Source organism: Psychrobacter sp. 1176_08 (assembly GCF_052850615.1).
Genome location: NZ_VXCU01000011.1, coordinates 1 through 24,360, shown reverse-complemented (window position 1 = coordinate 24,360; position 24,360 = coordinate 1). Strand labels below are relative to the sequence as shown.

Here is a 24,360-nt window from a genome sequence, read left to right as displayed (position 1 = left end):
ACAAAACAAATGCAAAGGTTGCTTATGTGTCAACTGCTCGCCATGAACAGCAAAAATCCTGCTGATATTGGTTTCTCTTTTGCTGGTTTTCGGGCTCGTGGTGGATTGACCGATGATCATATTGACGGCTTTGGAATCGCTTACTTTGAGCCGACAGGATTGCGCCTTTATTACGACAATCGTGCGGCGATGGACTCTCCGCTTGCCGAATTGGTCAGTCAAACCCGAGTGAAGGCGGCCAATACTATTGTCCATATTCGTAAGTCAGATGATCAATTGTTATGTAATGCGCATCCCTTTACCCGCGAGATTTGGGGCGAGGCTTGGGTATTTTCTCACAACGGTAAAATGACCATTAGAGATGCCTCAGATAGCGACCCCATTAATCAATCAACAGGCAAACAAGGTAAATCTAGTCATTATATTCCAGTAGGCGATACCGATTCAGAATTTGCCTTTTGCTACTTACTCAATCAGCTCAAAGACCGTTTTGAGCATAAGCCTGATTCACAAACGCTGTATGTATTTTTAACAGAGCAGTGCCGTTTTTTGGCGAATTACGGATTGTTTAATTGTCTGCTGTCCAATGGCGAGTGGATGCTTGCTTATGCCGATACCCTATTGTTTCATATCACTCGTCAAGCACCATTTGGTTCAGCGTCCCTCATCGACGTGGATGTAACCATGGATTTTGAAACGGTCAATGATGCCGATGATGTTATGACAATCCTTGCCACTACGCCGCTCACAGATGATGAGGAATGGCAACAGCTTGCCGTCAACGAGTGCATCATTTTTGCCGATGGTCATAAGGTTTACCAAGACTTGCCTAAATCGCCTGTTTATTTGTCGATTGAAAAGGGCTTAGAGATTGCAAAAAATGCCTAGTCTATGTGCCAGTTAACGTAATCATGGCTTATCGCCATCTTATGTAGTATCAACCAAATTATATAGGGTAGGTGGTTGCCAAAGCCTCTTATTGATATTTAAAATTTGCTTATCAGCGACGTAATGGTCACTATTGCCATCTGTCGCCACGTTTATTTTATCCAAATTGAATGTATTATTTTACGCGCTACTTTTGCCATTTAACTATTTCTACCATTTAACGATTACAAGTGAGATGTTATGTCTGTCTATACCCAGTTAACCGATGACCAGTTTGCCGCCTTTTGCCAAAGCTTTGGCGTGTCGTTTGCGCGTGCCATTCCGATTACGCAAGGTATCAAAAACTCTAACTGGTTTATTCAGACGACTGACGATGTAGATGGCGAGCACTCCTACGTATTTACCTTGTTTGAAGAGCGTCCACCTGCTGATATCGAAAAGATGGCCGTTATTCTCAATCAGTTGAATGGTAAGTTACCTGTGGCCGCACCATTGGCTGTTATCGAATTGGATGCTGCTAAAACGGATAACGATAAACGCTATGTCATCCATTATGAAGACAAGGCCATTACGCTTGTTCCTTGCTTGGCGGGCACACACCCAGAGCATACCACTCAAGCAATGTGCCATGAGATTGGGGCCGCTCTAGCGTTGCTACATGAAACATTGCAAGCGCTACAACCGAGCGAGCAATATGGCGTACCTTTGTATCCATGGGCGGATGTACGCGACCGTGAACGTCAGTTTATGCCAAGTGATGAAGCCAAGTTGATGAGTGACATTTGGCGCGCTTATACAGACTTACCGCTTGCAACCTTGCCAAAAGGCTTGTGTCATCTGGATATGTTTGCGGATAACACGCTTTGGCATCTACAAAGAGGAGAGTCTCGTCTGACAGGACTGTTAGACTTTACTGAGGTTAGCTCCGAACACTATGTCATGGATATTGCCATTACTATTAATGACTTTTGTACGACGTGGGGCGATGCCGAACAAGGCGAGTCGGTGAATTTTGATCGCAGTAAAATGGCGGCGTTTTTACAAGGATACGAGTCCAAGCGACTACTTGGTGATGATGAAAAGCGTGCCTTACCAGTGATGCTAGCCAAAGCGGCGGTTATCTTTTGGTTATTGCGCCTAAACGTCATTCATTACAATCGTACTGAAGGACGCACTGGCGATAATATTATGGTCAAAAATCCAGACCTGATGAAACGCCTTGCGGCTTATCATTGGTCACATGTGGAAAAAGCGCAAAATACGGTTTTTGCCCTTGAACATGCGCGCTACAAAGATGATGATAGAAACAACGATGTTGAAGATTATAAATTAATAGGTGTATTTACGACTGAGCAACAAGCGCAAACAGCGATGTCTCAGTTAAAAATGCAGCCTGGTTTTAAAGACTATCCCAATGGTTTTCATATTGATGCTTACCCGCTAAACCAAGTTAACTGGTCATCAGGATTCGGTTGCAACTAGAGTACAACCATAAGTCATATTTATAAATATTTAAAAGGATTTTATCATGACCGATCAAATTGATAACTGGCACAAATTGGCGCGTTACGATACCAATATGCAAGGCGAGCTGCATGCCAACTTACTGCGCAACAATGATATTACGGTGTCGCTACAGCCGCTTAGTGCAATGCCAGGAATGAATTCAGGCATCGTACTATGGGTTCAGGACACTGAGCTGGCAGAGGCTCAGCGTATTTTGAATAGTATTGATACAGAGGGGGAGACGACTCCTTATGAGCTGTTTGATGAGTCGACAGAAACTGCTCTAAACGCGACTGTGAATCCTGCAAAAGACAATAACAACGGCGGTACTCTATAAATGTGTCAACTCTTAGGAATGAACTGTAATACGCCAACCGATATTGGGTTTAGCTTCGCAGGTTTTCGCAAGCGCGGCGGTATGACGGACAGTCATGAAGACGGCTTTGGTATTGCGTTCTTTGAGCGTAGTGACTGCACTAATAATAATGATTCGACAAATGCATCAACGGGATTGCGATTGTTTCACGACAATCGTCCCAGCCATGAATCCCCTGTAGCGGATTTGGTTAATAACTATCCTATTAAAGCAATGAACGTTATCGCGCATATTCGTAAAGCCACTCAAGGCCAAAACTGCTTGGCAAACACGCATCCTTTTGTCCGTGAAGTGTGGGGTGAGCAGTGGGTATTTGCGCATAATGGGCAAATGAATAGCGACTTTATTAAACGGTGCCAACGTCTGCAAGACAATGGCAACGCGACGCATTGCCAACCAGTAGGGTCAACTGACTCCGAAATGGCGTTTTGCTATTTGGTTAATCGTCTAAAAAGTACCTTTAAAACCCGTCCTGATGACCAAACGCTGTTTAATTTTTTGACCACGCAATGTCGCTATTTATCCGCCAACGGTTTGTTTAATTGCTTAATATCTAACGGCAGGTGGCAAATGGCGTATGCGGGGAGTTTATTGTTTTATCTCACACGTAAAGCGCCATTTGGCGAAGCCAAACTCGCTGATGATGATATGGCGATTAACTTTGGCGATGTGACTACAGACACGGACAAAGTGACTATCTTGGTGACTGTCCCACTGACTGAAAATGAAAAATGGCAGCAATTGGCCGTCAATGAGTGCTTAATATTCCAAGATGGCGATGTGATTTATAAAGACAGCCCAAGCCAGCGCAAGTTTTTGACCATTGAGGAAGGTATTGGGATTGCACGAGCCGTTGGGGCGAGTGTTTAGGTAGGTTACTAACCCAAATACTCCCCACAACAGCGCTTAAACTTCTCACCAGACCCACAAATACACGGTTGCTTTTGCGTGACCGTCATTGCAACCGTAGGATCTAAAAAATACCAGCGCGCATCATTAGTAGCTTTGTCTTTCACCTTTACAAAGGCAGAAAATTCATGATGCGCCTGCATGCCATCTACATTATTAAAGTACGCCTTAAACTCAACCTGAGCATGGCGTTTACCAAGCTTTGGTGTGTGCTGCACAATCTCCAACCCTGCCCAATCGGTCTCCGTCGCCCAACTTTCAATCGCATTCATATCAAGCAAGCTTTGCTGCGTGGGTAGTGTGGTTTTGACGATATAATCTGGCTTAACCAATACAAACGCACTGTAGCGCGTGCGCATGAGACGCTCGGCAGTCTCTGCCTTTACCGCGCCTAATTCGTCCATATCTGCATTAGAAAACGCATCATGATAAGGCTGACAGCATTCTTGATACGTTAGCAGCGAGTCCGTCTTATCTACTGATGGATTGATTTGGCAAGGACAGGTTTGGGTAGTAGACAGTGTAAAAAGTGACATAGCGTACTCTAATGATTCGTATTTATATGGTCGATTTATTCTATAGCAGCCACGATGTAACTATGGTCAAAATATTTCAAAAACGCTACGGTACTACTGATATCAATTTTTGCAGCCTCTGTCTGCGCAGGCTCAGCAAGCAAAAAAATTGATATTAGCAGTGCATCATGTTTTGCTCGTCAAGCACCATCATGGTCTCTCACGCAGCATATCTTCTACGATGTCAGGTAAAATGCCCACTTTTAATTGTGTCCACGGTGCTGGATCTCGCAGCTGTTGCCAAAAAGGCTCAAAGGGCGGCGTCAGATACAGCAGCATAGCCAGTACGGTATAGATTAATAAGTACCACCACTTATCTTTATGCTGATAAAACTTCATCGCCGTACCGGATGAGCGCTTCATTTTCATGTTGGATAAATTGACGCTATACACTTCATCTAATAATAAATGTACCAGCGCACCGCCAAATAAAAACAAACCATAAAACCAGCTGGCAGTCAGGGGAAGCTGCAACACATAATAGCTAAGACAGGTGAGTCCAAGTCCCAGTATCGCCATATAAGGCACAGAATGAATCACGCCTCGATGCACCGTCATATTGGTAAAAACAGCAAAAACGGTATAACGCATAAAACAATAGCCAGCCAGCCACAAAACAATCAGCGACAATAAACTCAGCTCACTGCGCCAATGCATAACTAGACCAAAAGCAAAAATAAAAGAAGTGATGTTAAAACCAAGTTTAATCGGTGTTGAGTTATCGGAATCCAAATCGGGCAAGAGCCCGCCGATGGTACCCAGCGCCACGCACATCAAAAATCCTGAATCGTCAACCAACCCTGCTTTATAAACCGTTAAACTCAGCGTACCACTCACCATAAATGCGGTGTTTAAATGGGTATTAAAATTTGCCATAGACACTCATCAATAAATAGCGCTCAAAAAGACCTTTCGAGCGGCTCATCTAGCTGTAAAAAAGCGCACCATGATACCATAGACCAGCCATACGTCTAATAGGGATCGCTCATATGACCGCGACTGATTTACCTTTCAAAATACCTTCTCATGCCTCCTTTAGTCATTTACCTATACTTGATGAACAATTTGCTGAGATTGATTGGCAAGCGCCGTGGCTCAGCCACTTAAACCAGCTAAAGTATATTGGCGATACGGTAAAAGGTTTAACTGAGACAAATGGACAAGACAGTCCTACCGCGCGTGATGGTCAGCCAATCGACATCATCGCTAATATATTAAATACGGCCTTAATGCTGCGATGCGACGGCGTACAAGAGGATTTGCCGACCACCAAACCAACTCAAAACGCACAAGCGCAAACGCTCGCATTCGTTTCACAAAACGCGTTACCTGAAGGCGAGGCTTATGAGCATTTTATCGCGAAGACAGGCAATATACCCACGCGTGATAATTTGCATGACTTGTTTAATGGCAGTATTTGGCTCACGTTTCCGAAGACCAAAGCGCTGCTAAATCACTACCACATGCTAGAAATTGCCGCGCAGGGCATTGGGCATAGTCGAGGACGGGTACGCGATACTATTACTGTCTTTGATGAAAATGGCGCAGTGCTGGTCACGTCTGATATACGCATTGGTAAAGGATTAAAAGCATTTGATTGGCAAGCAAGTTTGGTTACGTCGCGTGCGCAGTGGGACAATCCAACACAAGTGAATCGCCATGCGCAAGCGGCTGTCTATGTTTTTGGTCATGCGCTGCTGGAGCAGTTGGTACAACCCCGCAAACCCTTATGTGCGCATAGTCTTGTTATTTATGTGACACAGGATTTCTTTGCATTGCCATTGTCTGAACGCATGAATTATTTAGACCGTACATTGGCTCAGCAGATGGATGAGTTACTATCGCATGATGAGGTTACGCCGCGTCATTTATCTCCATTACCGATTTTGGGTGTACCGTATTTTTGCTCTCAAAACGAGCACGCTCACTTTTACGATGACGCTTATGTCTTTCGCAGTGGACGTCGCCAAAAAAGTAAAAGGTGAAAGCCTCTAAATACTTATCAAAAAATCGTTAAACCATTGTACCGTTTACGATTGTGCCACGATTTGACAACGTCTAAGCGTTCACAAAGTATGGGATGTTTGTTATGGTAAATAGAGGTATCGTTAAGTACTAATAAGTACGTTTGTGCTATTACTGCAAACGCCTATCTCTATTTTAAGTAATGCTCTGTCAATTACTAAAAGTCAATTTTAGTAAGCAACAAAGTCTTTAGCTATATAGCCACCAATCATCCGCATAAACGTCTGACGGTTTATGTGCAGAATCCATAACAACGATAAGGAAGCTACCATGAGTGATATTTTTAATGTAAAAGATACGATCTCGGTCGATGGCAAGGAACATGCCTATTACAGTTTGCCAAAGCTGACCAAAAACTTTGCAAACATCAGCAAACTGCCGTTTTGCATGAAAATCGTCTTAGAGAATTTATTGCGCAATGAAGATGGTGGTCAATCTGTCGGTGAAAACCATATCGAAGCGGTTGCAAATTGGGATGCAGGTGCCGAAGCGTCAAAAGAGATCGCCTTTATGCCAGCCCGCGTCGTATTGCAGGATTTTACGGGTGTGCCATCGGTCGTCGATCTGGCAGCCATGCGTGATGCGGTGGTCGAGCTGGGCGGTAAAGCCGAGCAAATCAATCCGTTTATTCCAAGTGAACTGGTCGTTGACCATTCTGTACAAGTAGATGCTTATGGCCGCGAAGATGCGCTAGATTTAAACGAAAAAATCGAATTTAAGCGTAATAATGAGCGCTATGAGTTTTTGCATTGGGGTCGTAATGCCTTTGAAAACTTCGTTGTTGTACCGCCAGCGACAGGTATTGTCCATCAGGTCAACCTTGAGTATTTGGCACGTGTCGTAATGGCAGCAGACGTAGACGGTGAGCTGACAGCGTATCCTGATACGGTATTTGGTACGGATAGCCATACAACGATGATTAATGGTATCGGTGTGCTTGGTTGGGGCGTGGGCGGTATTGAAGCGGAAGCGGCGATGCTTGGTCAACCCTCCTCAATGCTCATTCCACAAGTAGTCGGTTTTGAATTGACAGGTAAGCTGACCGAAGGGGTCACAGCAACAGATTTGGTATTGCGTGTGGTTGAGATGCTGCGTGCCCATGGTGTGGTTGGTAAATTTGTTGAGTTTTATGGTGAAGGTCTACACAGTATGCCGCTTGCCGATCGTGCTACTATTGCTAATATGTCGCCAGAATACGGCGCCACTTGTGGTATTTTCCCGATTGACCAAATGGCCATCGATTATTTGCGCCTGTCTGGACGTGAGGAATCTCAAATTGAGCTGGTCGAAAAATATGCCAAAGCGCAAGGCTTATGGCATGATGCGGATACGCCAGCAGCGACGTATTCAAGCAAGCTAGAGCTGGATTTGTCGTCTGTCCAGCCAGCACTGGCAGGTCCTAACTTACCGCAACAACGTATCAACCTGTCTGATATGCACGAAAAATTTGGCGAAACGTTAGCAAAAATGACCAAAGACCGCAAATCAGAAGTCGAAGGTAAAGTGCGTTTCGACCAAGAAGGCGGTGAGCAAGAGCAAGCCGAAACTTTGGCAGCGAAACCAAAAATGGATAATAGCCAAGATGAAGGTTATCAGCCTGCGAATGGGGTGTTTTCTACCGTCAGTATCAACGACAAAGACCATAAGCTACGTGATGGCTCAGTGGTGATTGCCGCAATTACCTCTTGTACCAATACCTCTAACCCAGCAGTTATGATTGGCGCTGGTTTGGTGGCAAAAAAAGCGGCGGCAAAAGGACTCAAAGCAAAACCTTGGGTCAAAACCTCATTAGCACCTGGCTCTAAAGTGGTGACTGATTACTTAGAAAAAACCAAACTAATGGATGAGCTAGAAAAAACAGGCTTTTACCTAGTAGGTTATGGTTGTACCACTTGTATCGGTAACTCAGGGCCGTTGCTTGAAAGTATCGAGCAGGGTATTGAGGAAAACGACTTAGTTGCTGCTGCCGTACTATCTGGAAATCGTAACTTCGAAGGCCGTATTCACTCACATGTCAAAGCCAGCTATCTGGCGTCACCACCGCTAGTAGTTGCTTATGCGCTGGCAGGTACGGTCGATATCGATATGACAACGCACCCAATCGGTCAAGATCAAGAGGGCAATGATGTCTATCTAAAAGACATCTGGCCAACGTCAGAAGAGATCAACGAGCTGATAGCAAATAATATTGATGCCGATATGTTCCGCAAAAACTATGGCGAAGTATTTGAAGGCAGTAAAGCGTGGAACGCCATCAGCTCAGCTGACAGCCAGCTGTACCCGTGGAGCGAAGAATCTACTTATATTAAAAACCCACCGTTCTTTGATGGGATGACTATGGAGCCAGAAGGTATTCCAGATATCGAAGGCGCGCGCATCTTAGGTCTGTTTGGTGATTCGATCACCACCGATCATATCTCACCTGCTGGTAATATTGATCCTGACTCTCCAGCAGGTAAGTACTTGAAAGAGCGTGGTGTGATGCAAGCTGATTTTAATAGCTATGGCTCACGTCGTGGTAATGATGCGGTCATGACACGTGGTACCTTTGCCAATATTCGTATCAAAAACACCATGATGAATGGTAAAGAGGGCGGTTATACCTATTACTTCAAAGGTGATAGTGCCACGTTGCAAGATGGTGAAGAGATGGCCATCTATGATGCAGCAATGAAGTACAAGGAAGATAAGCGTCCGCTAGTAGTATTGGGCGGGGCTGAGTACGGTTCTGGCTCTAGCCGTGACTGGGCGGCTAAAGGTACGATCTTGCTTGGCGTAAAAGCCGTATTGACCAGCTCGTTTGAGCGTATTCACCGCTCTAACCTCGTCGGTATGGGTGTATTACCATTGACCTTTAAAGAGGGCGAAAATGCTGAGACTTATAAGCTCGATGGCTCAGAGGTACTCAGCATCACAGGTCTAGAGAATGGTGAGAGCAAGACCGCAAGCGTCACCGCTACCCGTGCCAATGGTTCGACCGAAACGTTTGACGTCAACGTCATGCTACAGACGCCAAAAGAGCGCGAGTACGTACGTCATGGCGGCGTATTGCACTATGTGCTACGTCAACTAGCGGCTGAAAGTAAAGAAGCAGTGTAATAGTTCATCACACCTCATATAAACAAAAGGCCTCGATCATCATGATTGAGGCCTTTTTTATAACGCACGCTTTTGTCTCTGATTACTTCAGTACTCAAGCCTTCTCAGTCAATAACTTAATTCCTAAGCCAAAAAAGACAAGTCCGCTTATTTTATTTAATATGGTTTCAATAGAAGGTTTTGCTCGTAATTTTTTGCTGAACCGAGCCGCCAATAATGCCAAACATGAGCACCATATAAAACCCGTGGTCGCAAAGGTCAGTCCCAATATTAAAAATGACAGCATGCCATAAGCGTAATTAGGATCAATAAACTGAGGAAAAAAGGCGATAAAAAATAAGGCAACCTTCGGATTAAAGACGTTGGTCAAAACCCCTTGTTTATAAATTTGCCAACCCTCTATCTTGCTCTGCCTAATGACATCTTTGTCTTGAGGCAGACTGCTTGCTATCGAGGAGGATTTTTTGCTAGTAAGCATTTTGAATCCTAAATAACATAAGTAACCTGCACCAAGATATTTGACAATCATAAAGACAGTGGGAGAGCTGGCCAATAAGACGGACAATCCTAACGACGCCAACAAAGTATGGATCAAACTGCCTGTGGTGATGCCCAAAACAGAATAAAGCCCCGCGCTTTGTCCTTGAGAGACACTACGAGTAATGATGTACATACTATCTGTGCCAGGAGTAAGGTTGAGTAAAATAGCCGCGAGGATAAACCCTAGATAGTTTTCAATACCGAACATAGCCAACCACATCCTTAATAGCGCCAATCGTCATCATTGTTTATGACATGAGAATACGAGTCATAAAATCTCCAATTGTATCGATAGTAACGAGTATTAAATGAGTTGGCAATAAGGTTTATAATCATGGATTACTGAAAGTAGAAATAAAATATATGCTAAAAATAATAACCATAAAAAAGCCCAATCATCAATGATGATCGGGCTTTTCTTTATTTTCAATGAATACGCTATCAGTGTTGCTTTGATTTTTTACCAAGTATCTTAGCGAACATTATCATTTAGCGTAATCATAGGCTTTACTAAGCGATACTTTGAAGCGGCACTTCTTGCGCCCATAGTGGCAGCAATGAAGGTCAACAACGTACTGATTAACCAAAATAGACCACTATATAATGCTGCTTTACGGGCAACGTCTTCAGCTTGCTGTAGTCTTTGCTCAGCCGCTTGTCTTGCTTCTGCAATCGTCTGCTCAGTTTTCATTTTGTATTCGTTAAATGACTGTTGAACTTCCGTACGAACCTGAATCGCTTCTGCTTCACTCAAACCTTCTTGTTGCAAACGAGCGATAAATTCAGGGCCTTCTAAGGTCTGTTCAATAGATGCCATACGTTGTTTTGCATAGTCATCAATGTTGCGCCATGTGTCTAGATCAGTGAAGTCCATTTCAGCAACTTCATTTTTAGTACCATTTACGAGATCTTCGACCACACGACTGGTCGCTGCAACCTGCTGTTGGTCTAAATTTTGCGTGTTTTTTGCAACCATAGCTTGGATATCTTGTTCGCTGATATCACCTGATACGCGCTGGTAAATCTCTTGTGCTTTTTGTTGTACGCCTTCATTTTGTGACGCTTGACCAGCGGCTGCTGTGCCAGCGGCGGCAGCGCCACCAGCTGTTTTAGCGACTGTACTCACGGTACCACCTACGACATTACCTGCTGATGCCAAAATACCAGTGGCACTACTGAGTGTGAAGAAAGTGGTCAATAAGACGATTAAAGCCGCCGTCAACATACCCGTTAGCGTAGCATCTTTTGGATCAATGTCTGTACCATCGCCAAATAGGGCTTCTGGCGCTGAAAACTTGATCGCAAAATAACCTGCCACAAACGCACTGACCAATGCTGTAATAGCTGCATAAATACCACCAGCAATACTCGTACCTTTTAAATCAAACGGTAAAAATGAGCTGAGTACCAAAGCGAGAGCAATCATCGCCATGACGACAATCATTCCCATGACAAGACCGGCGATGACACCGCGCCACGATGGACGACGTTGAGGGGTATAAGTAGATAACATAACCATTCCTTTTAAAAATCACTAATTATTCGTTATTTGTTTAGACTTTTTACTATATAGACAATAAAATTTTTTATAAATTCGTTTTTGCCAAATATTATCCATAGTGAATATAGGGCAATCATAAGGAAAAATTAATGAGATTAATAATGCTATTGAGTAGGAAAACACAAGCATTTTGTATTGGATTGTTAAACTAGGTGAAAAAATCGACGGTATGTAAGAACGTGTAAATCACCTAAATAAGGTGTTTAAACGACTATTGAAAACTATGGACAGTCGTCTAGGAAATTAAAGAGAGGTAAAATGGTAATGTACAAATTTAAGCCATAAAAAAAGCCCAGTCACAAAATAGGTGACTGGGCTTTTTAGTGTTCGCTTATTAGTCTTATCTAATGCAGAGCAAAAGTGCTAATAAGTGACGCCGAATAGTGGCGTCCCCAGGGGGATTCGAACCCCCGTTACCGCCGTGAAAGGGCGGTGTCCTAGGCCTCTAGACGATGGGGACGCATAGAGTGTCATAACCAATAGTTATAACGGTACTTCACAATATCAGAGTGCTTATCTATTAATAGAGCAAGCCTTGCCTAGGTGCTGATACTGTTCTACTAGCGAGTATTTATGATGACGTTTCAGTAATACTGAGCGTTGCTATAAATAAGTATGGTGGAGCTAAACGGAGTCGAACCGTTGACCCCTTGCATGCCATGCAAGTGCTCTACCAACTGAGCTATAGCCCCTCGCTAAGAGTGAGCACATTTTAGGGAAGTAAGGGGGGTCTGTCAACACTTATTTTAAAAAAAGTCATAAATATGCAAAAAAAAATGTTTTAGCCTATTTCAACTGCTCGATAAGCTGAAATTAGCGTGGATTTTGCTTGAGAGCGATCTCTTTAATGGCTTTATCGGTGTAAAACTCTTCTTCGCTGCCACCAGAAAAAATAATGGCACCGCATTCAGTTGGCATATATTGACCACCCTTTTCTCGGATTGTTCTTATACCTTTGAAGCCAATGATGTCATATTCGCCTAATTTATCTAGATTATGCTTGGTGTAGCCGCAGTAAGTGCTGTATATCCATTTTAAGTCTTCAAAATCCTGACCCTCTGTCAGAGTAAGTTTTGCATCATAAAGCTCCTTTACGATGGCATCATAGTATTTCTGCGCTTCTTTGAGTGTGTTAAATACATAATCTTTACTTTCTATCGTGACGGTTTTGGCTGCCATATTTGTTTCCAGTTAAAAGGTTTGATAAAAGACGTTTAATAATCTGAGGGTAATAGCTACTAACAACGAAAAAAGGGTCAGAGATGGCCTGACCCTTTTAAATTCGACAAGTTTAGCTCATTGATTATTTAGCAGATAAATTATTCAGTAGCCGCCAAAAAGTCTGGCAATTCTGCCGCCTGTTTTTCAAGCTTCTTCAATTTCTTTTTACCGAGGCCGCCCAGTACATCAACAGCATGACGCAAGCGAGTCAGCGTCATATCAGCACCAATAATCGCCATAGAGTTCATGACGGGCGTTGATGACGTGCTACCAGCAATCGCGATAAAGAACGGCGCCATAAAGTCACGCATTTTAATATCAAGATGGGCGGCAAGGCCTTTTAGCGTGGCGTAGATATTTTCTTCTGACCACGTTGGTAAGGTTTCAAGCTGCCAAAGTGCCAATTGTAGCGTCTCGACGATTTGCTCAGGCGTTAGCGATTTATGTGTGAAGCTCTCAGCAGTGATCTCAGGTAAGTTTTGGAAATAAAAGCCACCCCAGTTGACGGCATCAGATAATAGCTCAATACGGGGTTGAATCGCGGCGGCGATAGCGGTCAATTTATCGCTATTGCTTGCCCACTCAAGGATTTTATTTTTGAGCTCTTCAGGGGTGAGGGCGCGTAGCCACTCGCTATTTACCCAGTTGAGTTTTTCGATATCGAAGATAGGGCCGCCAAGCGATACACGCTGAATGTCGAAGCTCGCAATCATCTCATCTAAGGTGAATTTCTCAGCTTCATCAGGCATTGAGTAGCCCATACGACCAAGGTAGTTCAGTAATGCCTCAGGCAATACGCCTGCATCACGATAGTAAGTGATGGAGGTTGGATTTTTACGCTTAGACAGTTTTGATTTGTCAGGGTTGCGCAGTAGTGGCATGTGGCAAAGCGTTGGCATCTCCCAGCCAAAATACTCATAAAGCAGTTGATGCTTGGGGGCAGAGTTGAGCCATTCTTCGCCGCGCATCACATGAGTGATTTCCATCAAATGATCATCGACGACGTTGGCCAAATGATACGTTGGCATGCCATCGGTTTTTAGCAGCACTTGCATATCCACTTGTGTCCAAGGAATCTCAACCGTACCGCGAAGCATGTCTTGTACCTGACAAGTGCCTTCGGTTGGCACACGCATACGAATGACGTGCGGTTTGCCCTCGCTTACCAGTTGCGCCGTTTTCTCTGGGGCAAGGTGGGCACAGCGACCATCATAGCGCGGCGTCTCGCCATTGGCCATTTGCTCAGCGCGCATAGCGTCTAGCTCTTCACTGGTACAAAAACAGCGAAACGCATGATCTTTTTCTATGAGTATCTCAGCGTGCTTTTTATAAATATCACTGCGCTCGCTTTGGCGATAAGGGGCATGTGGGCCACCGATATCTGGGCCTTCGCTCCAATCCAGACCGACCCAATGTAGGGCGTCTAAAATCATTTGTTCAGACTGTTCAGTCGAGCGAGTTTGGTCAGTGTCTTCAATGCGCAAAATAAACTCACCGCCATGCGCTTTGGCAAAGGCTAAGTTAAAAAGAGCGATATAAGCCGTGCCTACATGCGGAAAACCAGTAGGCGATGGAGCAATACGAGTACGGACCGGACGCTTGCTGTTAGTAGTAGATGGTGTCGAGGTTTGCATCATAAAAATCTCAGAATATGGTGATTAAAGAAAAGTGACAAATAAAACGATGAATAAAGAAGATGACTAAAAAATACAGGTGAAAGAATAGAAGTCAACGTGAAAAAATAGCGTAAAATATGCCGTTAGTATAACAGACAGACGGGATATTTTTAACGAAAAGCCCGTCTAGCGCTTGACTACCTGCGTATCCTTGCGATAATAATGCTCAGTAAGTCATAACTTGTTTATTTTCATCTGATTTTTTACTATTACTGGCCAATATGGTCATCATCTACTGAGTTGTTTGTGTCCCTATCAAAGTCTAAATCAAATACCAACGCCAATCCTTCCTTAGTCACTGATCATTCTGAGTCAGAGGCCAGTCCGTCTGCTGTCGAAAAACATACGGATCACATGCTGACTCAAGCGTCGATTCAAGACCCAGCCACATCTGACGAGGCGGATTTTGTCCACGATGCTGTGCTGCTGCCAGAAACCGTCGCAGCGGTATTGGGTGTCAAATCCTTACCGACGCAAAAAGATAAGTCAAAACCCCAAAAAAGCTTACAAGTAAGCGGCGTCTATGTGGATGCAACGTTTGGGCGAGGTGGTCACAGTCGCTTGCTACTTAGCCAGCTTGCAGATGATGCACGGTTGATTGTCTTTGACAAAGATCCGACTGCCATCAGCGTTGCCAACGCACTGGCAAGCGAAGATAAGCGCGTACACGTGGTGCATGATAGCTTTGCGACATTGACGACCAGTTTGGCAGCTCTCGGTATCACACAAGTCGATGGATTGATGGCGGATTTGGGTATTTCCTCTCCGCAAATCGATGACGGTAGCCGAGGTTTTAGTTTTATGCGGGATGGCGCAGTTGATATGCGTATGGATACCAGTCGTGGTCAGTCAGTTGCAGAGTGGCTTGAGTACGTTGATGAAGAAACCTTAGCCAATGTATTGTATGAATTCGGCGAAGAGCGCCATAGCCGCCGCATTGCCCGTGCTATCAAACAAATGGAGAGCTATGACTCAACGCTTGCGCTGGCAGAGGTGATTAAAGTGGCGCATCCTAATTGGCAGCGCGGCAAACATCCAGCCACGCAAAGCTTTCAGGCCATGCGTATTTTTATCAATAATGAGCTTGGCGATGTTGACGACTTTTTAGCACAAAGTATACCGCTTTTAAAGGCAGGTGGGCAGCTGGCAGTAATCAGCTTTCACTCATTAGAAGATCGTCGTATCAAGCAGTTTTTGCAGCGTCATAGCAAAGGTCAGTATCCAGAAGATGAGAATTTGCCGATGCCGCCCAAACGTCCGCGTTATTTTAGTAAACCCAAACGCGTGGGCCCGAGTAAGGCTGAAACCAGTCGAAATCCGCGTGCTCGAAGTGCTTGGTTACGAATGGCAACCCGTACAGACAGTGATTATGTCATCGACAATGCGCCATAAAGCGTCAGTCAGTTCATTGACGTAATGGACAGTTGGTTTTTTATGAGTTGTATATGCCTAAATGTTTCAATGATTACGCTGCTGTTAAAAAGCTGTAAACATTATCTGCTAGGCTCGGCGTTTACTTTTGTATTTGGCTGTATATGAATTGATGGTGCGGATAGCTTATGAGGGTTGTTAACTCGTAACTGATTATCGCTTTTTATATTTTTAAGTTCACTTTTTTGAGATCGTCATGGCAATATCTGACAAAACTACAAACCGTCGTGCCGCAATACCCCCGAATGCCGATATTGGCGAGTTATTTGTGCGCCGATTTAATATGGTCAGTATTTATGTCGCCATATTATTGCTGCTAGCGGCGGCTATTATTTGGAGTGGAATTAAAACTGCCGAAGGCATTCAGCAATACCATCAGGATTATAAAGCTTTGCAAGACATGAAAAAACAAGAGAGAAAGCTACAGATCGAACACCAGCGTCTATTGATTGAGCAGCAAACGTTTAGTGCAACACCGCAAATTGCCAGCCGTGCCGTTGCTGAGCTGGGTATGTTCTCTCCTATGCTCGAAGATAAGTTGATTATCCAACCAGGCGTGGCAGGCGTAGTAGCACCAGCCGAGACGACAGAATCTACAGATGTGGCGACCAATGATTCAGATATCGCTGGCGAAGGACGAGTAAGCAATGTACCACCTGTTGTGCCAGCGGAGACGGGATCTGCCGAGACAAATGATGTAACATCTGAGGTTGCTCCAAGCGATGCCGACCTAACGGAGGCAGGACAATGAGCGACAAAAAACCCAATACCAATAATAGTAAAGCTGCCTCAAAAAACACCAGTAAAAAAGCTGCCAGTGGTAAAGTTATTAAACCTTTGCGCCGTACCAATGCTGCTAAATCTGGTCAAGCAGGCGGTAAGTCCGATCCTAAAGCCACCAATAGCCGTAAAGAAAGATTATTTGGTCGTCTCAAAAAAGATGATGAACAGGGCGCCTATACCAGTGTCAAAAACCAAAAAAGTAAAAGAGGGTTTTTGGGTAAAGCGTCTGGTGCCTCTTCTCGTGGCGGCTTTGAGCAGGATAAAAACCGCTTTCGCATGATTTGGGTCATCTCTTTGGTGATTTTGGGTTTGCTCATCGCCCGTGCTTACTATTTACAAGTTGCCAATGCTCAGTTTTATCAAGACAAAGGCAATGAGCTGATCACTAGTGTGCGTACGCAAAAATCCTATCGCGGTATGATTACCGATCGCAATGATTTACCATTGGCCATTAGTGCGCCTCTTGCGACCGTGACATTTAGTCCGCACGATTACGCACGCGAATACTATGAGCTCAAACGCATTATCCTGACCAATCCTGATAGTCCAAAACTGGTCGCGCGTATGCAAAAACGATTAGACAATATGGATTTAACCAAATTGGCAGCGGCGGCTAATATTTCGGTCGATGAGCTAAAAAAAGTAACTGCCATTGATACCAGTGTCGATGTGACAGATGAAGAGGCGGTCAAAGCTGCCCTACCAAAGGGTGCTGGCTCTCATTATCTGCCCCTTTTGAACAAGGTAACGCCAGAGATTGCTCAAAGCGTCAGCTCGCTTGATTTCCCTGGCGTCTATGAGAAAAACTTCTTCCAGCGTTATTATCCACAGCCGCAACCAAACTCTCAGCTTTTGGGTTTTATGGGGCAAAACTCTACCGATCCTGAAGGTGGTTATGAAGGACGCGCAGGGATAGAACATCAATACGAAACAGATCTGTCAGGCTCAGATGGTAAAGTCTTGGTACTCAAAGATGCCAAACAAAACAGCCTAAAAGAGCTAAAGCAGATTGAACCTGAAATTGCTGGCAAAGATGTGGCATTGACCATTGATTCACGCTTGCAGTATTTGCTTTATAAAGAGTTAGAAAAGGCAGGACGTGTCCAAAAAGCGCGTTGGTCTACGGGTATGATCGTCGATGTACAAACGGGTGAGGTACTGGCTTTATCTACATGGCCATCATTTAACTCCAATAATTTGAATGAGATGACGGGTGAAAATCAGCGTAACCGTGCACTCCTCGATGTTTTTGAGCCAGGTTCGGTGATGAAGCCGTTTACCGTTGCGACAGCCTTAGATTCAGGTAAGTATACGACGACCTCTTTGATTGACACCAATCCAGGCTCTATTCGTGTTCGTGGTTATACCATTCGCGATCATAACAATTTGGGTCGTATTAACTTGGCAACCTTGTTACAGAAATCCAGTAATGTGGCGTCAACCAAGATTGCTCTATCGCTACCACCCGAAGCCATCACCAATATGCAAAGACAGTTTGGTTTTGGTAAAAAAACACCGCTACAGTTTCCAGGTGAAGGTAGTGGGCTTATTGTCACACCAAAAGAGAAAGAGACGTCAAGACGGGCGACAGTCAGTTATGGATATGGCCTACAAGTGACGCTGGCACAAGTAGCACAGGCTTACTCAGCACTGGCTGCAGGCGGCGTTATGCATCCATTGACCCTCATCAAAGATGACAAGACCAAGCCGAGCAAACGTATTATGGCCCATGAGCAGGCAATGTCTATTGTACAGATGATGGAGAGTGTCACCGAAACAGGTGGTACGGCCAAAGCCGCGGCTATTGATGGCTATCGGGTGGCGGGCAAAACAGGAACATCGCGCCGTATCAACCCAGAGGGTGGCTATTATTCGGATCAATATCGTAACGTCTTTGCCGGTATGGTGCCTGCATCAAATCCAAGATTGGTGGGTGTGATGTTGATTGAAGACCCACGTGGTCAAATGTACGCAGGTCTAACTGTAGCACCCGTTTTTCATAATGTGATGAAAGAAGCACTACGTTTATATAATGTGCCGTTGGACAAACCGTTAGAAACGAAAGCCAAGTAGGTATTGGTAGTCGGTTTTTAAATGTTTAGCCATTCATTCTTTGATTTGTTTTAACTGTTTAGGATTTGCCAATGACCGTGTCTACTTCGTCGCTAAACCGCACTACTGTCACCTTGCAACAATTAGCCGAGTCCAGTAATAAACACAGTTTGCAGCAAATCCTAACAGCGATGATCGCTGCATCCGCGCAGCCTCCATTGGCACAGACATTATCGACACAAACTCGCCGCAATCAACAAGAATCAATTGCGGCTATTCCCTTCCACCAGTTTTGTTTGGACAGCCGTCAGCTCAAAAAAAATGATGTGTTTGTCTTATTAAAAAGCCAAACACTACACAGTCAAAAAAGTCGTGATTATCTGATACAAGCGGCTAACAGTGCCGCATTTATCTTATCTGAAATCGATCCTATTGCTTTACTGACAACAGCCGATATGAATACTTCTTCACTAGCAGATAATTTGCAATCGGTTGCACAGCAGCAACTCATCGCGCTGCCTTGTCCTGTCTTATACGTGCCCAATATTAGAGATTTTTTGGGCGATTTGATTCAGGCGTATTTGCAGTATCAGCAACCAGTGACTTTGCCAGCAATTGTAGCCGTTACGGGCACCAATGGTAAAACCACCATCAGTCAACTGGTCGCGCAATTGGCGCAATTGATGGGCATGAGTAGTGCCGTCATGGGTACAGCGGGCAATGGTAAGCTTGGAGCGTTGGTGCAAGCCAGCCACACGACAGGGGATGCGTTAGCCGTTCAACAGTTCTTATATCAAATGGGGCAAGAAAATGCTGATCTACTGGCGTTGGAAGCGAGTTCGCACGGTCTTGATCAGCAGCGCTTACAAGGCATGCCGGCGTCAGTGGCGATTTATACCAATTTGAGCCGTGATCATTTGGACTATCATGCAGATATGGCAGAATATGCTGCTGCTAAAGCTAAGCTGTTTGATAAAACGCATTTTCCAGAGTTGACCCATGCCATTATTAATCTTGATGATGAGCATGCACAGATTATGCTAGATATGGCGCACACCAGTGCTTTAACCGTCTGGACATACAGTCTAAACCCTACTAAAAACGCAACCTTTGTCGCCGCTACTATCAATCCGAGTTTACAAGGGGTTGAGATTGCTGTGCGCTATCACGTTAGTAATAATACTGGTGATGTTCATTTTGATAGTACAGATTCCAATCAGGACCAAACCAACACCATCACTGTCGTAAGTCCATTGTTGGGCCGCTTTAACGTGGCCAATTTGCTGGCAGCCATTGCCGCAACAGTGGCGCTTGGGTCAGACATTGACCATGATATCAAGCGTATCGCAGCCGTTGTACCGCAGTTACAAGGCGCTGTTGGGCGCATGCAGCGCGTACCATCCAATGAGGGCTGTTTTATTGTGGATTATGCGCACACCCCTGATGCCTTACAACAAGTACTCGCCAGTCTTAAAACCCATTGTGATGGTCAGCTATGGGCGGTATTCGGTTGTGGTGGCGACCGTGACGCTGGTAAGCGCCCATTGATGGCGCAAGCGGGCTTGGCAGGTGCGGATCAAATCATACTCACAGCGGACAATCCTCGTACTGAAGATCCGAATATGATTTTGCAAGACATGCAAGCTGGCATGAGTGCTGAGCAATATCAGCGTACGCATATCGAGCCTGCACGCCAAAAAGCGATTGAGTACGCTGTCCAACAAGCCGCCGCCGCCGATATTGTAGTCATCGCTGGTAAGGGACATGAGACCTATCAAGAAATCAATAACGTGCGTTATGATTTTGATGACAGTGTTGTCTTACAAAATGCACTTCAGCAAGCGGGACGAGCATAAATCATAGCGGTTGCAGTTGCGTTTTAATTTTTTCTAGAACACGCCCATTACATGCAAGTCAGTACATACAAATCAGTACATTCAAATATAAGAAACAAGTAGTCATCATATAAGGTAACCACTATGACAGCCGACAACGATAACACCATCCAGTCACAAGGGCTGTATGTTTGGCAGGCAGACAATTTGCTTGCGGCCACACAGTCGCTTAATGGACATTGGCAACTACCAGAAGTCCAAGTAAACGCAGGTCACGCAGAGTCAGCAAACCACGGAGCAATCAGTAATCGCATTGCCACTGATACGCGTACCATAAAAACGGGTGATATCTTTTTGGCATTAAGTGGTGACAATTTTGATGGCCATCATTACATCAATATGGCAGCATCAAAAGGGGCGGTCGCTGCTATTGTCTCTCGTCCTATTTCTACCAGTATTCCACAGCTAGTTGTGAGTGACACACGATTGGCACTTGGACAACTGGCCGCTTATCGTCGTCAGCAGCACAAAGATTTGACCGTGATTGCCATCACAGGCTCTAGTGGCAAGACGACTTGTAAAGAGATGCTTGGTAGCATTTTTGGTCGATTGGCACCCACATTGATTACCCGTGGCAACCTAAATAATGATTTAGGTGTGCCGATGATGCTCCTTGAGTTATCAGATCATCATCGTTACGCTATTTTAGAGCTGGGTGCCAATCATATTGGCGAGATTGCTTATACGACTGAGATTGTCCAGCCTGATGTCGCTTGTATCTTGAATATTGGCACGGCACATTTGGGTGAGTTTGGCAGTCGTGAAGGTATTTGCCAAACCAAAGCAGAAATTTATCACACCTTAACAGACACCCAGTTTGCTATCGTTCCTGATAAAGACGATTTTACCAACCAGTTACGCCGTATCGCTGAACAATATACTTCACATGTTATCGGGTTTGGTAATACCGATGTGAGTGCCAGTCATTTGGACGTAGAGCCTGAACGCAGTGAATTTAAGCTACATATCGGTAACCAATTGCATGACATCAATTTGCCACTCGCAGGCGAGCACAATGTCAATAATGCGCTTGCTGCTGCTGCCTGTGCTCATGCATTAAACATTGATGCAAAAGATATCGTCATTGGCCTTGAGAATTCGCGCCCTGCCAAAGGTCGTTTGAACAGCCAGCTGCTTGGTATGCATCGCTTGATCGATGATACTTATAATGCCAATCCTCATTCGGTACGTGCCGCTGCAAAAGTATTAGCCGCGCAGACGGGTATACAAGTCATGGTATTGGGTGATATCGGTGAATTGGGTGAGGCGGCAGTGAGTGAGCATCAGAGTTTAGGTCGTACCATTGCGACCACGGGGATAGATGTATTGCTTTGTGTGGGTGAGTACGCGCCTTACACAGTGGCAGGGGCGCAAGAGATTGCCAATATCAATGCACATGCGTTCGCCGATAAAGACCATTTATTACAATATTTGCAGCCGTATTTGCAAGCGCAGCAAGCTCAGACTTGTACCGTGTTATTCAAAGGCTCTCGTTCCATGCAGATGGAAACCCTTATCAATGCGCTAGTCGAGGAGTAGGCGGTGTTAGTTTGGTTGTTTGGCTGGCTTGGTCAGTATTATACGCCGTTTTCGGCAGTTTCTTCGTTGACGCTACGCGCGCTACTCGCGGTTATTACCTCACTTGCCTTTAGTATGATCTTTGGCGGACGTGTCATTAAGCATCTACGCTCGCTCAAATACGGACAGGCGATTCGTGACGATGGCCCGCAGTCGCATTTGGTCAAAACGGGTACGCCAACCATGGGCGGCGTGTTGATTCTCAGTGCTATAGGTATATCGACGTTGCTTTGGGCACGCTTGAACAATCCCTATGTGTGGATTTTGCTGGTAGTGATGGTCATTTTTGGGGCAGTAGGTTGGGCAGATGATTGGCTCAAAATCAAATACAAAGACCCCAAAGGCTTAATCGCCCGCAAAAAATATTTTTGGTTATCGATAGGGGCATTATTTGTCGGTGTATCTTTATACTATATTGCCACACTACAACCTGATATCAATACCACTCGCGAGATGCAGGATTTGTTATTACCGATTTTCAAGGATTGGATGATTCCTTTTTCAGTCGTACCTTTTGGTATTGGTTTTATCATTTTTACATATTTTGTGATCAATGGCGCGTCCAATGCAGTGAACTTGACTGACGGTTTGGATGGTTTGGCTATTTTACCAGTGGTACTGGTGGCAGCTGGTTTGGGTGCCATGGCATATGTGTCAGGTGACGTGCGTTTTGCTGATTATTTACATGTGCCTTACATCGCTTACAACTCTGAGGTAATCATTGTTTGTGGCGCTATGATTGGAGCAGGATTGGGCTTTTTGTGGTTCAATGCCCATCCAGCACAAGTGTTTATGGGTGATGTCGGTGCATTGGCACTTGGTGCGATGCTAGGTACAATTGCGGTCATGACACGCCAAGAAATTGCCTTTGCGATTATGGGTGGTTTGTTTGTCGCCGAAGCCTTATCAGTGATGCTACAAGTGGGTTCGTATAAGCTACGCAAAAAACGTGTCTTTCGTATGGCGCCGCTACATCATCATTTTGAAGAAATTGGCTGGAAAGAAACCCAAGTGGTGGCACGATTTTGGATCATCGCCATCATATTGGTTATTCTTGGCCTAATGACGTTAAAACTGCGTTAAAAGTGCCTCACCAATACCGTCTAGATTGATAATAAATCGACAGTGATATCGGTTATTTAAAAGCCGCCACAATCAGTATTGAGGCGGCTTTTTTTATCCACGCTTTTATTACTTAGGTCGCGCAAATTTTGTTAAAATGCCAGCCATATTGCTACGATTTTGAGATGCTTGTGTCCTTATTTACCTGTCCCCTTTGTCACTCTCCTATGCAGCCTGCACCAGATACTTGGCGCTGTGACGGTAGCCTAAATCCTAAACAGACTGCCCATACTTTCGATGTGGCACGGCAAGGTTATGTCAATCTATTACCAGTACAACAAAAAAAGTCCAAAGCGCCAGGTGATAGCCAAGCCTCTATCGAGGCGCGTAAACGATTTTTGAACGCTGGGCATTATCAAGTATTGCAGGCTTTGATTGGCCAACAGATGCAACAGCTATTGGCAAAAAGGGGAGTAGGAGATGAAACGGGTAAAACCCCTGTCAATTGGTTAGATATTGGGTGCGGTGAAGGCTATTACACTCAGGCGATGACACAACTGGAATCAGGTCTCATCGATAATTTGATCGCCGCTGATATCAGTAAGCCTGCATTGGTTGAGCTTGCCAAGGTAAGTAAGACAACAGGTAAGCTTTGGTATCAGCAGGATAAAGACACCTCGGCTGGGACAACCATTATTTATCCATTGGTGACAAGCGCGGCAAACCTACCGCTAAGCGCTCATAGTATGAAAGGTATCAGTAGTATCTTTAGTCCAATCTTACCAAGAGCATTTGCTGAAGTATTAAGTGATGATGGCTATTTGATCATTGCAAAACCAGATGCAGGACATTTGGCATCGATGCGCGAAGCATTATTTGATGACGTGCGTGAGCATGACTCTGATAAGTTTTTACAAGAGCTGTCTTCTGAATTCACTCTCATACATACGCATCGTATCAGTCATGAGCTGACTTTATCCGCCAATGACTTAAGTGATTTAATGACAATGACGCCATATGCTTATCGTGCTAAAAGCGAAAAAAGACAAGCGCTATTAGACGTTGTTGCAAGACAAGCATTTAGTACCGAAGCAAAATTTGTGGTTTACGTTTTGCAAAAAGCCCCTAACCTATCAGACGCTATTACGCATTTATCATAATGGTGCGGCCTATTTTCCATAAT

Annotated in this window: 19 protein-coding genes and 2 tRNA genes; 13 read left to right on the top strand and 8 right to left on the bottom strand. The window is 44.7% G+C overall.

Features of this window, described 5'->3' with window-relative positions; genetic code table 11:
• The first annotated feature begins 24 nt into the window (after positions 1–24).
• The 4 genes from FW759_RS12985 (at position 25) to FW759_RS12970 (ending at position 3,640) form a co-directional block, all read left to right on the top strand.
• On the top strand, positions 25–888 hold the full coding sequence (locus FW759_RS12985) for a class II glutamine amidotransferase (protein WP_443528000.1): 864 nt from the start codon (positions 25–27) through the stop codon (positions 886–888).
• A 240-nt stretch (positions 889–1,128) separates the two neighbouring features.
• Positions 1,129–2,370: a homoserine kinase gene (locus FW759_RS12980; protein ID WP_446443203.1), complete on the top strand. Its 1,242-nt coding sequence runs from the start codon at positions 1,129–1,131 to the stop codon at positions 2,368–2,370.
• A gap of 46 nt (positions 2,371–2,416) precedes the next feature.
• Positions 2,417–2,731: a hypothetical protein gene (locus tag FW759_RS12975; protein WP_084387361.1), complete on the top strand. Its 315-nt coding sequence runs from the start codon at positions 2,417–2,419 to the stop codon at positions 2,729–2,731.
• Positions 2,732–3,640 carry a class II glutamine amidotransferase gene (locus tag FW759_RS12970; RefSeq protein ID WP_446443202.1) on the top strand — a complete coding sequence of 303 codons (909 nt, stop codon included), beginning with the start codon at positions 2,732–2,734 and terminating at the stop codon, positions 3,638–3,640.
• 8 nt (positions 3,641–3,648) lie between these two features.
• Here FW759_RS12970 and FW759_RS12965 read toward each other — a convergent pair whose 3' ends face one another.
• On the bottom strand, positions 3,649–4,215 hold the full coding sequence (locus FW759_RS12965; protein WP_446443201.1) for a YchJ family protein: 567 nt from the start codon (positions 4,213–4,215) through the stop codon (positions 3,649–3,651).
• 189 nt (positions 4,216–4,404) lie between these two features.
• Positions 4,405–5,130 (bottom strand): metal-dependent hydrolase, encoded by a 726-nt coding sequence (locus FW759_RS12960; protein ID WP_446443200.1) that lies wholly within the window; start codon positions 5,128–5,130, stop codon positions 4,405–4,407.
• Between the two features lie 113 nt (positions 5,131–5,243).
• On the opposite strand from FW759_RS12960, the gene FW759_RS12955 reads away from it, so the two are divergent.
• Together FW759_RS12955 and acnA are read left to right on the top strand one after the other, a co-directional pair.
• Positions 5,244–6,239: a DUF3025 domain-containing protein gene (locus FW759_RS12955; protein ID WP_446443199.1), complete on the top strand. Its 996-nt coding sequence runs from the start codon at positions 5,244–5,246 to the stop codon at positions 6,237–6,239.
• 310 nt (positions 6,240–6,549) lie between these two features.
• The gene (acnA, locus tag FW759_RS12950) at positions 6,550–9,378 is read left to right on the top strand and encodes an aconitate hydratase AcnA (RefSeq protein WP_446443198.1); all 2,829 of its coding nucleotides are present in this window, start codon (positions 6,550–6,552) and stop codon (positions 9,376–9,378) included.
• A gap of 94 nt (positions 9,379–9,472) precedes the next feature.
• Here the strand turns inward: acnA and FW759_RS12945 are convergent, their stop codons facing one another.
• The 6 genes from FW759_RS12945 to gltX form a co-directional block, all read right to left on the bottom strand.
• Entirely contained in the window at positions 9,473–10,126 is a 654-nt protein-coding gene (locus FW759_RS12945; RefSeq protein ID WP_446443197.1) for a LysE family translocator, read from the bottom strand.
• A gap of 264 nt (positions 10,127–10,390) precedes the next feature.
• The gene (locus FW759_RS12940) at positions 10,391–11,431 is read right to left on the bottom strand and encodes a hypothetical protein (RefSeq protein WP_446443196.1); all 1,041 of its coding nucleotides are present in this window, start codon (positions 11,429–11,431) and stop codon (positions 10,391–10,393) included.
• A 432-nt stretch (positions 11,432–11,863) separates the two neighbouring features.
• Positions 11,864–11,939: transfer RNA gene (locus FW759_RS12935), tRNA-Glu, on the bottom strand.
• 156 nt (positions 11,940–12,095) lie between these two features.
• A tRNA-Ala gene (locus FW759_RS12930) sits at positions 12,096–12,171 on the bottom strand.
• A 121-nt stretch (positions 12,172–12,292) separates the two neighbouring features.
• Entirely contained in the window at positions 12,293–12,658 is a 366-nt protein-coding gene (locus tag FW759_RS12925; RefSeq protein WP_446443195.1) for a hypothetical protein, read from the bottom strand.
• A 140-nt stretch (positions 12,659–12,798) separates the two neighbouring features.
• On the bottom strand, positions 12,799–14,337 hold the full coding sequence (gene gltX, locus FW759_RS12920) for a glutamate--tRNA ligase (protein ID WP_446443194.1): 1,539 nt from the start codon (positions 14,335–14,337) through the stop codon (positions 12,799–12,801).
• Positions 14,338–14,730: 393 nt separating this feature from the next.
• Between gltX and rsmH the strand changes: the two genes are divergently transcribed.
• The 7 genes from rsmH (at position 14,731) to FW759_RS12885 (ending at position 24,337) form a co-directional block, all read left to right on the top strand.
• Entirely contained in the window at positions 14,731–15,768 is a 1,038-nt protein-coding gene (gene rsmH / locus FW759_RS12915; RefSeq protein ID WP_446443221.1) for a 16S rRNA (cytosine(1402)-N(4))-methyltransferase RsmH, read from the top strand.
• Between the two features lie 235 nt (positions 15,769–16,003).
• Positions 16,004–16,558: a cell division protein FtsL gene (gene ftsL / locus FW759_RS12910; RefSeq protein ID WP_443571241.1), complete on the top strand. Its 555-nt coding sequence runs from the start codon at positions 16,004–16,006 to the stop codon at positions 16,556–16,558.
• Positions 16,555–18,663 carry a peptidoglycan D,D-transpeptidase FtsI family protein gene (locus FW759_RS12905; RefSeq protein ID WP_062845675.1) on the top strand — a complete coding sequence of 703 codons (2,109 nt, stop codon included), beginning with the start codon at positions 16,555–16,557 and terminating at the stop codon, positions 18,661–18,663. Before ftsL ends, FW759_RS12905 begins: the two co-directional genes overlap by 4 nt.
• Positions 18,664–18,734: 71 nt before the next feature.
• Positions 18,735–20,498, top strand: coding sequence for a UDP-N-acetylmuramoyl-L-alanyl-D-glutamate--2,6-diaminopimelate ligase (locus FW759_RS12900; RefSeq protein ID WP_446443193.1), 1,764 nt, complete (start codon positions 18,735–18,737; stop codon positions 20,496–20,498).
• Positions 20,499–20,621: 123 nt separating this feature from the next.
• Entirely contained in the window at positions 20,622–22,076 is a 1,455-nt protein-coding gene (locus tag FW759_RS12895; RefSeq protein WP_062845673.1) for a UDP-N-acetylmuramoyl-tripeptide--D-alanyl-D-alanine ligase, read from the top strand.
• A gap of 3 nt (positions 22,077–22,079) precedes the next feature.
• Positions 22,080–23,198: a phospho-N-acetylmuramoyl-pentapeptide-transferase gene (gene mraY / locus FW759_RS12890; protein WP_446443192.1), complete on the top strand. Its 1,119-nt coding sequence runs from the start codon at positions 22,080–22,082 to the stop codon at positions 23,196–23,198.
• A gap of 164 nt (positions 23,199–23,362) precedes the next feature.
• Positions 23,363–24,337, top strand: coding sequence for a putative RNA methyltransferase (locus FW759_RS12885; protein ID WP_443530430.1), 975 nt, complete (start codon positions 23,363–23,365; stop codon positions 24,335–24,337).
• Positions 24,338–24,360: the final 23 nt, after the last annotated feature.

Excerpts from the sequence above, each read along its gene's own strand:
- FW759_RS12955 (WP_446443199.1), top strand. The coding sequence starts at position 5,244 with ATGACCGCGACTGATTTACCTTTCAAAATACCTTCTCATGCCTCCTTT.
- FW759_RS12940 (WP_446443196.1), bottom strand. The coding sequence starts at position 11,431 with ATGTTATCTACTTATACCCCTCAACGTCGTCCATCGTGGCGCGGTGTC.
- FW759_RS12895 (WP_062845673.1), top strand. The coding sequence starts at position 20,622 with ATGACAGCCGACAACGATAACACCATCCAGTCACAAGGGCTGTATGTT.
- FW759_RS12960 (WP_446443200.1), bottom strand. The coding sequence starts at position 5,130 with ATGGCAAATTTTAATACCCATTTAAACACCGCATTTATGGTGAGTGGT.
- acnA (WP_446443198.1), top strand. The coding sequence starts at position 6,550 with ATGAGTGATATTTTTAATGTAAAAGATACGATCTCGGTCGATGGCAAG.
- FW759_RS12980 (WP_446443203.1), top strand. The coding sequence starts at position 1,129 with ATGTCTGTCTATACCCAGTTAACCGATGACCAGTTTGCCGCCTTTTGC.
- rsmH (WP_446443221.1), top strand. The coding sequence starts at position 14,731 with ATGCTGACTCAAGCGTCGATTCAAGACCCAGCCACATCTGACGAGGCG.
- FW759_RS12905 (WP_062845675.1), top strand. The coding sequence starts at position 16,555 with ATGAGCGACAAAAAACCCAATACCAATAATAGTAAAGCTGCCTCAAAA.
- FW759_RS12985 (WP_443528000.1), top strand. The coding sequence starts at position 25 with ATGTGTCAACTGCTCGCCATGAACAGCAAAAATCCTGCTGATATTGGT.
- FW759_RS12945 (WP_446443197.1), bottom strand. The coding sequence starts at position 10,126 with ATGTTCGGTATTGAAAACTATCTAGGGTTTATCCTCGCGGCTATTTTA.
- FW759_RS12970 (WP_446443202.1), top strand. The coding sequence starts at position 2,732 with ATGTGTCAACTCTTAGGAATGAACTGTAATACGCCAACCGATATTGGG.
- FW759_RS12900 (WP_446443193.1), top strand. The coding sequence starts at position 18,735 with ATGACCGTGTCTACTTCGTCGCTAAACCGCACTACTGTCACCTTGCAA.
- gltX (WP_446443194.1), bottom strand. The coding sequence starts at position 14,337 with ATGATGCAAACCTCGACACCATCTACTACTAACAGCAAGCGTCCGGTC.
- FW759_RS12965 (WP_446443201.1), bottom strand. The coding sequence starts at position 4,215 with ATGTCACTTTTTACACTGTCTACTACCCAAACCTGTCCTTGCCAAATC.
- ftsL (WP_443571241.1), top strand. The coding sequence starts at position 16,004 with ATGGCAATATCTGACAAAACTACAAACCGTCGTGCCGCAATACCCCCG.
- FW759_RS12885 (WP_443530430.1), top strand. The coding sequence starts at position 23,363 with ATGCTTGTGTCCTTATTTACCTGTCCCCTTTGTCACTCTCCTATGCAG.
- FW759_RS12975 (WP_084387361.1), top strand. The coding sequence starts at position 2,417 with ATGACCGATCAAATTGATAACTGGCACAAATTGGCGCGTTACGATACC.
- FW759_RS12925 (WP_446443195.1), bottom strand. The coding sequence starts at position 12,658 with ATGGCAGCCAAAACCGTCACGATAGAAAGTAAAGATTATGTATTTAAC.